This window comes from Haloarcula salinisoli (assembly GCF_019599405.1).
Lineage (GTDB): Archaea > Halobacteriota > Halobacteria > Halobacteriales > Haloarculaceae > Haloarcula > Haloarcula salinisoli.
On the sequence record NZ_RKLQ01000002.1, the window covers coordinates 746,570 to 757,954 of the forward strand.

The window sequence follows — 11,385 nt, forward strand, 5'->3', positions numbered from 1 at the left end:
GCTCGTTGCACTCGTCTCGCTGGCACTGCGCTCACTTCGTTCGCGCAGTACGTCGTCTATCGCGACGACACTCGTCAGGCAAACAGCTGACGAGCGTCGTCTATCGCCTCGACGAGCTTGTCCACTTCTTCTTTCGTGTTGTACACGTAGAAGGACGCTCGCGCGGAGGCGGGGACGCCGAGCTTGTCGTGGAGCGGCTGGGTGCAGTGGTCGCCCGCTCGAATCGCCACGGCCGAGTCGTTGAGGATAGAGGAGAGGTCGTGGGCGTGAACGGAGTTCAGGTTGAACGAGACGAGGCCGCCGCGTTCGACGCCGGCGGGCGGGCCGAGGATGTCGATATCGCCCTCGCCTTCGAGCTGTTCGATGGCGTACTGGGCGAGTTCGTTCTCGTGGCGGCGGATGGCTTCCATCCCGATGTCGTCCAGATAGTCACAGGCCTCCGCGAGCGCGATACCCTGACAGATGACGGGTGTCCCGGCCTCGAACTTCCAGGGCAGCTCGTGCCAGGTCGACTCCTCGAAGGTGACCTTGTTTATCATCATCCCGCCGTAGAGATACGGCTCCATCTCTTCGAGGATGTGCTTCTTCCCGTAGAGGACGCCGATACCGGTCGGCCCGGCCATCTTGTGGCCCGAGAAGGCCAGAAAGTCCGCGTCGATGGCTTCGACGTCCACGGGCCGGTTCGGGACCGACTGGGCGCCGTCGACGAAGATGTAGGCGTCGTGGTCGTGGGCGATATCGGCCAGTTCCGAGACTGGATTCACAGTGCCGAGCGTGTTCGAGACGTGGACGACGCTGACCATCGCGGTGTCCTCGCCGATGAGCTCGCGGGCGTGGTCCATATCTAGGGTCCCGTCGTCCTCGACCTCGATGTAGCGACAGGTCGCGCCGGTCTTCTTGCATATCTGCTGCCACGTGACCAGCGAGGCGTGGTGTTCCATCTCCGTGAGGACGACCTCGTCCTCGGGGCCGAGTTCGTTCAGGCCCCAGGCGTAGGCGACGAGGTTCTCGCTCTCGGTGGTGTTCTTCGTGAAGACGATTTCCTCACGGCCGCCCGACGCACCGATGAATTCGGCGACCCGGTCGTGGGCCTCCTCGTAGGCGATGGAGGCCTCCTGGCTCAGCTGGTGGAGCCCGCGGTGGACGTTGGCGTTCGTGTGGCGATAGTAGTGGGCGATGGTGTCGACGACCCGGTCGGGGGTCTGGGTCGTCGCGGCGTTGTCGAGATAGACGAGCTGCTCGCCACCGAACTCCCGCTGGAGGATCGGATACTCCTCGCGGATAGCCGCCACGTCGAGGGGTTCGACATTAGTCTGTTCCATTAGCTACGAAAAAGGGACGCGCAGTGAACTTTCTTTTGGTTCACCAAAACCACTGTTCGTGTGGACCGAAAATCTCCCCTGACCCCGGGGGGACGCCGTATCACGAGCGATAGTCACAGGGACGGAGCAACCGGCCGCCGGCTGGGACACTCGCCCCGCCCATGGGTCCATTTATCAACAGCTGAAAAATTGGTAAATATTTTGTCCGAGTGGCTGTATTGTATCGGCAGCGATGGGTAACCCAGACGACCGCCGTTCCGACGCGGTGAAAGAGCCCGACGGTGGCGTGATTCAACGCGACAAGGGACAGCGCGCCCGCTCGCTCCGCCCGAACGGGACCCACGCACAGCCCGGCGTCGGTCGCCACGAGGTGCCCGGCACAATCCGCGTCAGCGAGTACCACGCGTACCACCACGCCGACCGGTGGAACGCGGTCGACACACCGCTGCGTGGCGACGAGGATATCGACTGGCTCGCCAGCGACGAGTGGCTCGCTTACGACGTCTACATCCAGGCGGCCGGCCGCTACGAGCTGACCCTCGACGTCGCTGCGGCCGACAGCTTCGGCGGCGGCGACCTCGGAATCGTCGTCGACGACGACCCGCTCCGCCGGGTCGAGTTCGACGCCACCGGTGGCTGGTACTCCTGGGACGAAATCACGACCGAAATCGAGCTCCCTCGGGGAACCCACACTATCCGGCTGGTCGTCTTCGAGGGCGGCTGGAAGCTCAAACAGCTGGCGTTGCGGTAGCTACAGCCAGAGCAGCTGTGCGTGACGGGTCCCGTCCACGTCGAGGACGTTTTCCTCGTCGACGAACCCGTGCTCGACGGCCACGTCCACGCTCTCGGTGCCGACGATGTTGGCGACGCTACAGCGCGCGAGGCTGTCGACGACCTCAGATTCGGAGACCGTCTCGCCGCCGTAGAACTCCTCGGAGACCGTCAGCGAGACGGGGCCGTCCTCGAAGGTCTCGCCCATGACCTCGGCGTCACAGACGGAGACGAGCAGCCCCTCGTCGGTCTCGCGTTCGTTGAGTATCATTCGAGCAGCTGCTGTTCGGCCTCGTCGCGCATCTCCTCGACTTCCTCGGCCAGCTTCTCGGCCTTGTCGTACTCGCCCAGCTCTTCGAGCGCGCGTGCCTTCTCTTCGAGGACGTCGGCGTTCCGGAAGCTCAGCCGAATCGCGTTGTCGAACGCGTCGAGGGCGTCCTCGGCCAGCCCGCGTTCCAGCAGGAAGAAGCCGCGGTTGTACCACGCTTCGCCAAAGCGGGGGTCGATTTCGACCGCTCGCTCGGCGTGTTCCAGGGCCTGTTCGGTGCGGCCCGACTCCCACAGCGCGTACGCGAGGTTGGTCTCGGCGGTGGCGGCGTGGTCGGACTCTTCGTTGAAATTTAGCGCCTCCTTGTAGGCCCCGATGGCGGCGTCCCACTCCTCCAGCTGGGCGTGGGCCGCGCCCTTGTTGGTCCAGGCCTCCTGTTTCAGCCGGTCGTCCTCGGTGAACTGGGCGACCCGCTCGAACGTCTCGGCGGCCTGTTCGTGGCGGTTGATGTGCATATACTCCAGCCCGACGTCGAGGAGCTTCTCGGGCTCGACGGCGTCCGAGGTCACGTTACGTCGGTCGAGCATATCCGTCAGCACTCGTGAGTCGACGGGGTCGACCTTGTCCGGGTCAACTTCGAACTCCGGCGGTTCGAGGTCGAACCCCTCGTAGGGGTCGTCGAACCCCTGTCCTTCCGAGAACTGGTGGTCCTCGCTCTCGCGGTCTGTCATTACCCTCGATTGACGGTCAGGCGGGTTAAGGGCTACGTCCCCCGGACGCTGTGGTTCGTTACGGTTCCGCGTGTCGCTGTCAGGGGGCATCCGGCCCTCGCTCCTCTCTCGGTCAAACTGGCGTTTCACCCATCGGAACGGATTTTTCCGAACCCTGCGGTGTGAACGACATGCGACGTGTGACCGCTGCCATCGCCGCCGGCCTGCTACTCGTCGTCGCCGGCTGTTCGGGCGGTGGCGCTCCCGGAACCGGGACAGCCACCACGACCAACTCGCCGAGCCCGACACCCGCTGTGGCCGACACGCCGACTCCGACCGACGCGCCGGCGTCCAACCAGACACCTGCCGGCGGCCTGACGACGGGGACACTCGACCGCGTGGAACTGCGACTAGAACGGACTGTGATGGGGGCGCCGCCAACGACCGTTCGGGGGAACGTCTCGGTCGGGGTGACCCGGACGACACTCCGGCGTGATATCGGTGACAACCGGACGACACACGAAGTGACGTTACCGTCCAACTGGTCGCGGCGACTCGTCCGGAATCTGGACGACGAGCGGGCCACAGAGCCCGACAACGTCACCGTGGTCAGTGATTACGAGGAGACGTTCACCGCCACGCTCTACTTCGAGACCACCACCGTCGTCGTCCGCACCAGCAGGTACAGCGGTCCCGACTCCATGGCCGTCACCGTCGGCGACGAGCCGACGTACTACTCGGACGACGAGGAACTCGAGCAGGTCGTCGGACAGCTCTACACCCGGCTGTCCACGCTTGAGGACACGTAGTGCCCGTCGACGCCACGACGAACACAGAAGTGCGAGCGGTCCCTTGGTCGGGTATGCAGCGACTGTTCGTCAGCGTCGACCTCGACGGGCTGGCCGACGAGGTCCGGGCCGTCCAGCAACGGTTCGGGGACGCCAGCGGCCTCCGGCTCACCGACCCGGAGCAGGCCCACGTCACGCTGAAGTTCCTGGGCGACACCGACCCCGAGCGCATCGACGACCTCGTGACCGAACTTGAGCGCGCTGTCGCGGACAGCGGCGTCGAGCCCTTCGAGGCCCGACTCGGCGGGCTGGGCGTGTTCCCCTCACGCGACTACATCAGCGTCGTCTGGGTCGGCGTCTGCGACGGCCACGGGGACCGCGAACTGACTGCGCTCCACGAAGCCGTCGAGGACCGAACCACGGCGATGGGGTTCGACGCCGAGGACCACGACTTTACCCCCCACGCCACTATCGCACGGATGGACCACGCCGGCGGGAAAGAGCTGGTCCAGGACACCGTCGAGACCGAGGACCCGGATGTCGGCCGCCTCCGGGTCGAGGAGATACGGCTCACCGAGAGCGTTCTGCGTGAGGACGGCCCTCACTACCGGACCCTCGAATCGATACCGCTCTGACGGCCAGAAATCGGCTCTAGGTCGGCCAAAAACAATCAGATTTATGATAATTGTTATGTCCCTGAGTCCAGTAGACGTTTCATGGTCGTCGTCGAGAACGTCGCCTTCGTCTTCGTCGCGGGATTGCTGACGGCGCTGGCGACCGGGCTGGGTGCCGCCCCTTTCTTCCTGGTCGATGAGTTCTCCGACCGGTGGAACGTCCTGCTGTGGGGTATCGCCTCCGGTATCATGGTGGCGGCGTCGCTGTTCGGGCTGGTCCGGGAGGGGCTGAACTACGGGTCGCCGATTCTCCTGGTCCCGGGACTGCTCACCGGCGTCGCCCTCGTCGTCGTCGGTCACGAGGTGCTGGAGGGGTACGACCACGGGCCACAGAAGTTCGAACAGGCCGATTTCAAGAAGCTGGTGCTCATTCTGGGCATCCTGACGGTCCACAGTTTCCCGGAGGGCGTGGCCGTCGGCGTCTCCTTCGCCGAACTCGGACTGGGCGGTGCCGACGCAGGCGAGACGCTCGCCGTCGCCGGCGTCGCGGTCCCGCTGCTGGCGGTGTTCATGACGGTGGCCATCTCCATCCACAACATCCCCGAGGGGACGGCCATCGCCATCCCGCTCCGGTCGCTGGGCGTCAGCGAGCCGAAGATGGTGTGGTGGGCGGTCTTCTCCTCGCTGCCCCAGCCCATCGGGGCCGTCATCGCCTACTACTTCGTGACGCTGGCCCGGGAGTTTCTCCCCTTCGGCTTTGGTTTCGCGGCAGGGGCGATGATATATCTGGTCGTCACCGAGTTCGTCCCCGAAGCCCTGGAGTACGGGCAGAACCTCGCCGGCGGCGGCAAGCGGGAGCTGCTGACCGGTGTCGTCGCTGGCGTGCTGGCGATGGTCCCGCTCGCGTTTATATGAGCGAGCGCTTCCTGATGACTTTCAGGTCCACGAAGGCCTGCAGCGACTCGTCGAACTTCTCGACGCGGTTCTCCATCCGGTAGCTGGAGTGGTCGACGGCGAAGTAGTACGGGCCTGCCGATTCGACGGACTGGCGGTTCCCGTCGTTGTCGGTGGTCGCCTCGTACATCCCGTCGCCCTCCCGCTGTACAGCCGCCTGACTGAACTCGTTGTTGCCCGGCGGTGTCGCCGCCGGGTCGTCGCCCTGGATGTACGCGTTGTACTGTTCGAAGGCGGACTCGTCGCTAAAGAAGTAGACGTCGAAGGCCTGTTCGGCTCGGACGATGTACTCGATGGCGCCTCCGGTGTCCGAGAGGTCCGGAATCTCTCTTTCCATCCACGCGTTCCCGGGGTCGACGGTGACGTCCTGCTGGACGCTCACGATAACCTCGCCGCCACCGCCGAGGCACCCGGACCCGGCGACGACCATCCCCGTCCCGACCGTCTGTAGCACGGACCGTCTGTTCACAGATGATAGGTGCCGATTTCGGCACTTAACTCTACGCGCCCGCTTACCAACCATGATAACGAAAGCTCCATCTCGTCGGGCAGGAGACGGCGAGCGGAAAAGGAAGGAATTTAAGCCGTGGCACAGAAGGTCCGACACCATGAGCAAGAAGTCGAAGGCCAAGAAGAAGCGTCTGGCCAAACTCGACAACCAGAACAGCCGCGTCCCGTCTTGGGTCATGCTCAAGACCGACCGCGAAGTCCAGCGCAACCCCAAACGGCGCCACTGGCGTCGGGGCGACACTGACGAATAATGAGCGCCGGTGACTTCGAGGAGCGTGTCGTCACGATTCCGCTCCGCGACGCCCGAGCCGAGGCGAACCACAAGAAGGCCGACAAGGCGATGAACCTCATCCGCGAGCATCTCGCCAAGCACTTCTCCGTCGAGGAGGACGCCGTCCGTATCGACCCCTCGATCAACGAGGCGACGTGGGCCCGCGGCAAATCGAGCCCGCCGAGCAAGCTTCGCGTGCGCGCCGCCCGCTTCGAGGAAGAGGGCGAGGCCGTCGTCGAGGCAGAGACAGCGGAATAACCCTTGCTCCGCGCGGCATTCTCCGGGTCGTCGTACGTCGGTGTCTTCGCTCGTGCGACCGACGACTGCGTGCTGGTTCGCCCCGACGTAGACGAATCGCTGGTCGAGGACATCGGCGAGGAACTCGACGTGCCCGCCATCCCCACGACGGTGGGCCACTCCGCGACGGTCGGCGCGCTGGCGACCGGCAACAGCAACGGGCTGCTCGTCTCCTCCCGCGTGCGTGAGCGGGAAATCGACCGCATCCAGGACGTCGTCGACGTTTCCGTCACCGAGTTGCCCGGTCGCATCAACGCCGCCGGCAACGTCGTCTGCTGTAACGACTCGGGTGCCTACGTCCATCCCGACCTCTCGCGTGAGGCCGTCCAGGCTGTACGGGACGGGCTCGGCGTCCCCGTCGAACGTGGCGTCATCGCCGGCGTCAACACCGTCGGGACCGCCGCCGTCGCCACCGACAGCGGCGTGCTCTGCCATCCGAAAGCCACCGACGGCGAACTCGACGCACTCGAGGACCTGCTCGACGTCCCGGCCGACATCGGCACCGTCAACTACGGCGGCCCGCTGGTCGGCTCCGGACTCGTGGCCAACGATTCGGGCTACGTCTGTGGCACCGACACCTCCGGGCCGGAGCTGGGTCGTATCGACGCCACGCTGGGCTACATCGACTGATTCTGCCGGCTGTCGTATCGTCGTTCCAGGTTGCGCCGGCCCCTCGGTTGCCCTTCCCGGAAAACTGCTAATACGCCGCATCTTTTCGACGCTCCGTTTCCGACCGCGAGCGACGCCTGTGGCGGGACCGTTCCACACAATGTGAATATTTATCATGATAGAAGATGAACAGTCATACATGTCAGAGAAAGAACCAACGGTATCGAAACCGAAGCCGCTCGTCTGTCGCCGGTGTGAGTACGCAACGGAGGTACTCAGGACCTCCTGCCCGATGTGTGGCGGTGATATGATATACGAACCCGAAAGCTAGAGCGTGGCCAGGGTCATCGCGTTCAGCGCGACCACGCCCAGCGATATCAGCGCGAAGCCCAGCAGGACAGCCGTGGCCCGGCGGCCGTCGAACCGGGCCCACGCGACGACCACGACCAGCAGGGCGCTGAACTTCAGCAGCCCGATGCCTGGCGTCCCATAGGTCTGGATGAACGCCCGGGCGACGACATTTCCTTCTCCGAGTCCCCGTTCGAGACCGACCATGGTTGTCACGATGTCCAACAGCGACGAGAGGATGACCACCGTCCACAGAACGGTGTGTGACTCCGAGAGCGGCCGCTCACCCGGGAGCCATCCTTCGCCACTGCCGCCCATCGTCGGGCTGTCTCGACCCACTGTTGTCTCTCCCCTGGGTTGGCACCGACATAAGCACTGTTGCCCTCGATTCGACTGCCGTCCCCGACTTCGGGGGGAGGGAGGAAAAACACTGAAGGGGAAGATACTTCCCTGTCCTGCCCGCACCGGAGGGTATGAGCACGTACACTGTTCGCGGTAGTTTCCCGGCCCGCGACGGGCCACAGCAGTTCGAACAGGAGGTCGAAGCGCCCAACGAGGACGTCGCCACCGAGCGCGTCTACAGTAACTTCGGTTCCCAGCACAACCTCAAGCGCACACAGATTTCCATCGACGAGGTGGCAGCATGATGGGCGGCGGTGGCGGTGGCGGCGGCGGTATGCAGCAGCTCCAGCAGGAGATCGAACAGCTCGAACAGGAGATGGAGGCTATCGACGAGGAGGTCGAGCGCCTGCAGGAGAAGCAATCCGACATCGACGACGCCATCGAGGCCATCGACGTGCTGGAGTCTGGCTCGACCGTGCAGGTCCCCGTCGGCGGCGACGCCTACGTCCGTGCGACGGTCGACGACATCGACGAGATCGTCGTCTCCCTGGGTGGCGGCTACGCCGCAGAGCGCGACCAGGACGGCGCCGTCGACACGCTCGAAGCCAAGAAGGAGACCCTGGACGACCACATCGAGGGACTGCAGGACGACAAGGCCGAGGTCGAAGGCGAGATGGACGAGCTCGAACAGCAGGCCCAGCAGATGCAGCAACAGCAGATGCAGCAGATGATGCAACAGCAGGAAGAGCAGCAGTCCGACGAGTAAGGTCCCCATGTTCGATGGACTGAAGGACAAGCTCAGCGGCTTTACCAGCGACGTCGAGGAAGACGTCGACGAGGAGGCCGTCGAAGAGGACGTCGAGGACGATGCGGCCGAAGCGGAGGCAGCTGACGAGGACGCTGTCGCGGCCGAATCGGAACCCGAAACAGCGGCGGAAGACACTGGAGACGAATCACCGGCCGAGACAGAGTCGGCCGATAGCGACGACGCCGCCGAAGCCGATGCCGCCGAAGCCGAAACGGTCGACGACACTGCCGAGGCGGACACCGAAACAGTCTCCGAGACCGACGAAGTCGACGGCGAGGCTGCCGATGAGGCGGTCGAAGCCGACACCGACTCTGACGACGGTGGAGCGGCCAAAGCGGACGCCCCAGCGGACGACGAGGCTGACGCGGACACCGACGACGTTCCGAGCCTGGCACCCGACGACGAAGAAGACGGGGACGACGGCGGTCGCAGCTTCACCGAGAAGGCCAAGATCATGGCCACGGGGAAGACGGTCATCGAGGAGGAGGACCTCCAGAACCATCTGGACGACCTCGAACTCGCCTTGCTCTCTTCCGACGTCGAGATGAGCGTCGCCAACGAGATACTCTCCGGCGTCGAGGAGAACCTCACCGGGGAGACGCGCCGGCGCCTGTCCAGTACTGGCAATCTCGTCCGGGACGCCCTGCGAGAGGCGCTGTTCGACGTCATCAGCGTCGGGCAGTTCGACTTCGACGAGCGGGTCCAGACGGCGGACAAGCCCGTGGTCATCATCTTCACCGGCGTCAACGGCGTCGGGAAGACCACGACCATCGCCAAGCTCTCGCAGTACTTCGAGGACCGTGGTCTCTCGACGGTGCTTGCCAACGGCGACACCTACCGGGCCGGTGCCAACGAGCAACTGGAGAAACACGCCCAGAACCTGGGCAAGAAGATAATCACCCACGAGCAGGGCTCTGACCCGACGGCCGTCGTCTACGACGCCGTCGAGTACGCGAAGGCCAACGACGTGGACGTCGTGCTTGGCGATACGGCCGGCCGGCTCCACACCTCCGACGACCTGATGGCCCAGCTCGCCAAAATCGACCGTAACATCGACCCCGACATGACGCTGTTCGTCGACGAGGCCGTCGCCGGCCAGGACGCGGTCAACCGCGCCCGCGAGTTCGACGACGCGGCCGAGATAGACGGCGCGATACTCACGAAAGCCGACGCCGACCCCCAGGGCGGGGCCGCCATCTCGGTGGCCCACGTCACCGGCAAGCCGATTCTCTTTCTCGGAACCGGGCAGGGGTACGACGACCTCGAATCCTTCGACCCCGAGGCCATCGTCGACAGTCTCTTCGACGAGTGAGGGCGTCGGCTCCTAATCGCACGCTACTCGGCTGTGCTTCCGGATACTGCCACTCTGCGTCTATATTTGTACCAGATAGCGGCGAGTCTCCCTGGAATTAAAATCCGGTTTACCCACCGTATACTGTCTCTTACCATAAGCCCTGGCGCAGACGAGCCTATCGATGCAACGGAACAGCAAGACTCGACGCGGTGTACTGACAGTCGCCGGCGGCGCGCTGGTCGCCCTCGCCGGCTGTAGTAACAGTGGCGGGCAGAGCGGGACGCCCACCGAAACCGGCACCGAGTCGGGCGAGATGGCGTCGACGGACACCGAGACGGCCGAGCCCACGGAAACGGAGGCCGAGCAAGCGACCGAGGACGAGACCGAGACGCCGATGGGGGGCGACGCGATGCTCCGGGTCGCCCACCTCGCGCCGGACGCGCCGAACGTGGACGTCGCCGTCGACGGTACCGCCGTCCTCACGGACGTTCCGTTCGAGACGGTGAGCGACTACCTGTCGCTGACCACCGGGGAGCACCAGATTACCGTGACGCCGACCGGCGGGTCGGAGGCGGTGTTCGACCAGACCGTCTCGCTGGCGAGCGGGCGCCAGACGGCCGCGGCCATCGGTGAAGTGTCGGGCCAGAATCAGGCCTTTACCGTGACGCTGCTGACCGACGACGCGGGCACGGCGGACACCGGCAACACGAACGTCCGGGCCGTCCACACGATTCCGGACGCCCCCGCCGTCGACGTCACCTCCGGCGAGACGGTCATCGCCGACATGGTCGAGTTCGGCGACGCCGGGGAGTACGTTACGGTCCCCTCGGACACCAGCACCGTCGAACTCCGGCCGGACAGCCTGGCCAACGACGAGGAGCCGGTCGGTACCTTCAGCGTCGACCTGACCGACATGGCCGCCCAGACCGTCTTCGCGACGGGGTATCTCGAACCCTCCGGCGGGCAGCCAGAGGCCCGGCTCGTCGTCGCGACGGACGCCGAACCCGACGGCATGACCGGCGGGACCGAGACCGGCACGGGGACGGCGACGCCCACCGGCACCTCGTCCGGGATGTGACCCCACAGCGGTCGCCCAGTCTCGCGTGGGCGCTGTCGTCGTGACTGTGCCGGGTCAACCGTCACGACACCTTCCGTGTCCCCGCTCGCTCTTTCCGAGGAACCTCACTGCGTTCGATTCCTCGCTTGCTCTACGGGTCCCTGCTCTCTGGCTCCCTGCGGTCGCCGGTTCGCTTCGAGACCTCCCGCTGGTCGGTCTCGCTACGCTCCCCGTTCCGCTTCGAGGGACTTCGCTCTGCTCAGTCCCTCGCTTGCTCGCGGGTCCCTGCTCTCCGGCTCCCTGCGGTCGCCGGTTCGCTTCGAGACCTCCCGCTGGTCGGTCTCGCTACGCTCCCCGTTCCGCTTCGAGGGACTTCGCTCTGCTCAGTCCCTCGCTTGCTCGCGGGTCCCTGCTCTCCGGCT

At 65.2% G+C, this 11,385-nt stretch carries 17 protein-coding genes; 12 read left to right on the forward strand and 5 right to left on the reverse strand.

The window, feature by feature from the left end; translation table 11 throughout:
* Positions 1 to 74 precede the first annotated feature (74 nt).
* Positions 75 to 1,322 (reverse strand): aminotransferase class V-fold PLP-dependent enzyme, encoded by a 1,248-nt coding sequence (locus tag EGD98_RS13055; protein ID WP_220588809.1) that lies wholly within the window; start codon positions 1,320 to 1,322, stop codon positions 75 to 77.
* Positions 1,323 to 1,554: 232 nt separating this feature from the next.
* Here EGD98_RS13055 and EGD98_RS13060 point away from each other — a divergent pair, with 232 nt between their 5' ends.
* A complete protein-coding gene (locus tag EGD98_RS13060) occupies positions 1,555 to 2,073 on the forward strand; it encodes a carbohydrate-binding protein (protein ID WP_220588810.1) in 519 nt (172 codons plus the stop codon).
* Here EGD98_RS13060 and EGD98_RS13065 read toward each other — a convergent pair whose 3' ends face one another.
* A complete protein-coding gene (locus EGD98_RS13065) occupies positions 2,074 to 2,364 on the reverse strand; it encodes a DUF424 domain-containing protein (protein ID WP_220588811.1) in 291 nt (96 codons plus the stop codon).
* Positions 2,361 to 3,092: a tetratricopeptide repeat protein gene (locus tag EGD98_RS13070; RefSeq protein WP_220588812.1), complete on the reverse strand. Its 732-nt coding sequence runs from the start codon at positions 3,090 to 3,092 to the stop codon at positions 2,361 to 2,363. The genes EGD98_RS13065 and EGD98_RS13070 overlap by 4 nt, the downstream gene beginning before the upstream one ends.
* 170 nt (positions 3,093 to 3,262) lie before the next feature.
* Between EGD98_RS13070 and EGD98_RS13075 the strand changes: the two genes are divergently transcribed.
* The 3 genes from EGD98_RS13075 to EGD98_RS13085 all read left to right on the forward strand — a co-directional run bounded on the left by EGD98_RS13075 (position 3,263) and on the right by EGD98_RS13085 (position 5,388).
* A complete protein-coding gene (locus EGD98_RS13075; protein ID WP_220588813.1) occupies positions 3,263 to 3,880 on the forward strand; it encodes a hypothetical protein in 618 nt (205 codons plus the stop codon).
* Between the two features lie 53 nt (positions 3,881 to 3,933).
* Positions 3,934 to 4,494, forward strand: a complete 561-nt coding sequence (gene thpR / locus EGD98_RS13080) for an RNA 2',3'-cyclic phosphodiesterase (RefSeq protein WP_220588814.1) — start codon at positions 3,934 to 3,936, stop codon at positions 4,492 to 4,494.
* A gap of 81 nt (positions 4,495 to 4,575) precedes the next feature.
* The gene (locus EGD98_RS13085; RefSeq protein WP_220588815.1) at positions 4,576 to 5,388 is read left to right on the forward strand and encodes a ZIP family metal transporter; all 813 of its coding nucleotides are present in this window, start codon (positions 4,576 to 4,578) and stop codon (positions 5,386 to 5,388) included.
* On the opposite strand, the gene EGD98_RS13090 is transcribed toward EGD98_RS13085, so the two are convergent.
* Entirely contained in the window at positions 5,381 to 5,896 is a 516-nt protein-coding gene (locus EGD98_RS13090; RefSeq protein WP_328762925.1) for a hypothetical protein, read from the reverse strand. The two genes, EGD98_RS13085 and EGD98_RS13090, sit on opposite strands and share 8 nt — an antisense overlap.
* Before the next feature lie 139 nt (positions 5,897 to 6,035).
* On the opposite strand from EGD98_RS13090, the gene EGD98_RS13095 reads away from it, so the two are divergent.
* The 4 genes from EGD98_RS13095 (at position 6,036) to EGD98_RS21035 (ending at position 7,445) form a co-directional block, all read left to right on the forward strand.
* Positions 6,036 to 6,188 (forward strand): 50S ribosomal protein L39e, encoded by a 153-nt coding sequence (locus tag EGD98_RS13095; protein ID WP_220588816.1) that lies wholly within the window; start codon positions 6,036 to 6,038, stop codon positions 6,186 to 6,188.
* Entirely contained in the window at positions 6,188 to 6,466 is a 279-nt protein-coding gene (locus EGD98_RS13100) for a 50S ribosomal protein L31e (protein WP_220588817.1), read from the forward strand. Before EGD98_RS13095 ends, EGD98_RS13100 begins: the two co-directional genes overlap by 1 nt.
* A gap of 3 nt (positions 6,467 to 6,469) precedes the next feature.
* The gene (locus EGD98_RS13105; RefSeq protein WP_220588818.1) at positions 6,470 to 7,135 is read left to right on the forward strand and encodes a translation initiation factor IF-6; all 666 of its coding nucleotides are present in this window, start codon (positions 6,470 to 6,472) and stop codon (positions 7,133 to 7,135) included.
* 178 nt (positions 7,136 to 7,313) lie between these two features.
* On the forward strand, positions 7,314 to 7,445 hold the full coding sequence (locus tag EGD98_RS21035) for a hypothetical protein (protein WP_268899783.1): 132 nt from the start codon (positions 7,314 to 7,316) through the stop codon (positions 7,443 to 7,445).
* On the opposite strand, the gene EGD98_RS20810 is transcribed toward EGD98_RS21035, so the two are convergent.
* The gene (locus EGD98_RS20810) at positions 7,442 to 7,801 is read right to left on the reverse strand and encodes a DUF5658 family protein (RefSeq protein ID WP_220588819.1); all 360 of its coding nucleotides are present in this window, start codon (positions 7,799 to 7,801) and stop codon (positions 7,442 to 7,444) included. The two genes, EGD98_RS21035 and EGD98_RS20810, sit on opposite strands and share 4 nt — an antisense overlap.
* 134 nt (positions 7,802 to 7,935) lie before the next feature.
* On the opposite strand from EGD98_RS20810, the gene rpl18a reads away from it, so the two are divergent.
* The 4 genes from rpl18a to EGD98_RS13130 all read left to right on the forward strand — a co-directional run bounded on the left by rpl18a (position 7,936) and on the right by EGD98_RS13130 (position 10,984).
* Positions 7,936 to 8,109: a 50S ribosomal protein L18Ae gene (rpl18a, locus tag EGD98_RS13115; protein WP_220588820.1), complete on the forward strand. Its 174-nt coding sequence runs from the start codon at positions 7,936 to 7,938 to the stop codon at positions 8,107 to 8,109.
* A complete protein-coding gene (gene pfdA / locus EGD98_RS13120) occupies positions 8,106 to 8,570 on the forward strand; it encodes a prefoldin subunit alpha (RefSeq protein ID WP_220588821.1) in 465 nt (154 codons plus the stop codon). Before rpl18a ends, pfdA begins: the two co-directional genes overlap by 4 nt.
* A 7-nt stretch (positions 8,571 to 8,577) precedes the next feature.
* Entirely contained in the window at positions 8,578 to 9,924 is a 1,347-nt protein-coding gene (ftsY, locus tag EGD98_RS13125) for a signal recognition particle-docking protein FtsY (protein ID WP_220588822.1), read from the forward strand.
* A gap of 163 nt (positions 9,925 to 10,087) precedes the next feature.
* A complete protein-coding gene (locus EGD98_RS13130) occupies positions 10,088 to 10,984 on the forward strand; it encodes a DUF4397 domain-containing protein (protein ID WP_220588823.1) in 897 nt (298 codons plus the stop codon).
* The last annotated feature ends 401 nt before the right edge of the window (positions 10,985 to 11,385 follow it).

What these genes read in the sequence shown, in the direction of transcription:
- EGD98_RS13055 (WP_220588809.1), bottom strand. Translation starts at nt 1,322, where the DNA reads ATGGAACAGACTAATGTCGAACCCCTCGACGTGGCGGCTATCCGCGAG.
- EGD98_RS13060 (WP_220588810.1), top strand. Translation starts at nt 1,555, where the DNA reads ATGGGTAACCCAGACGACCGCCGTTCCGACGCGGTGAAAGAGCCCGAC.
- EGD98_RS13065 (WP_220588811.1), bottom strand. Translation starts at nt 2,364, where the DNA reads ATGATACTCAACGAACGCGAGACCGACGAGGGGCTGCTCGTCTCCGTC.
- EGD98_RS13070 (WP_220588812.1), bottom strand. Translation starts at nt 3,092, where the DNA reads ATGACAGACCGCGAGAGCGAGGACCACCAGTTCTCGGAAGGACAGGGG.
- EGD98_RS13075 (WP_220588813.1), top strand. Translation starts at nt 3,263, where the DNA reads ATGCGACGTGTGACCGCTGCCATCGCCGCCGGCCTGCTACTCGTCGTC.
- thpR (WP_220588814.1), top strand. Translation starts at nt 3,934, where the DNA reads ATGCAGCGACTGTTCGTCAGCGTCGACCTCGACGGGCTGGCCGACGAG.
- EGD98_RS13085 (WP_220588815.1), top strand. Translation starts at nt 4,576, where the DNA reads ATGGTCGTCGTCGAGAACGTCGCCTTCGTCTTCGTCGCGGGATTGCTG.
- EGD98_RS13095 (WP_220588816.1), top strand. Translation starts at nt 6,036, where the DNA reads ATGAGCAAGAAGTCGAAGGCCAAGAAGAAGCGTCTGGCCAAACTCGAC.
- EGD98_RS13100 (WP_220588817.1), top strand. Translation starts at nt 6,188, where the DNA reads ATGAGCGCCGGTGACTTCGAGGAGCGTGTCGTCACGATTCCGCTCCGC.
- EGD98_RS21035 (WP_268899783.1), top strand. Translation starts at nt 7,314, where the DNA reads ATGTCAGAGAAAGAACCAACGGTATCGAAACCGAAGCCGCTCGTCTGT.
- rpl18a (WP_220588820.1), top strand. Translation starts at nt 7,936, where the DNA reads ATGAGCACGTACACTGTTCGCGGTAGTTTCCCGGCCCGCGACGGGCCA.
- pfdA (WP_220588821.1), top strand. Translation starts at nt 8,106, where the DNA reads ATGATGGGCGGCGGTGGCGGTGGCGGCGGCGGTATGCAGCAGCTCCAG.
- ftsY (WP_220588822.1), top strand. Translation starts at nt 8,578, where the DNA reads ATGTTCGATGGACTGAAGGACAAGCTCAGCGGCTTTACCAGCGACGTC.
- EGD98_RS13130 (WP_220588823.1), top strand. Translation starts at nt 10,088, where the DNA reads ATGCAACGGAACAGCAAGACTCGACGCGGTGTACTGACAGTCGCCGGC.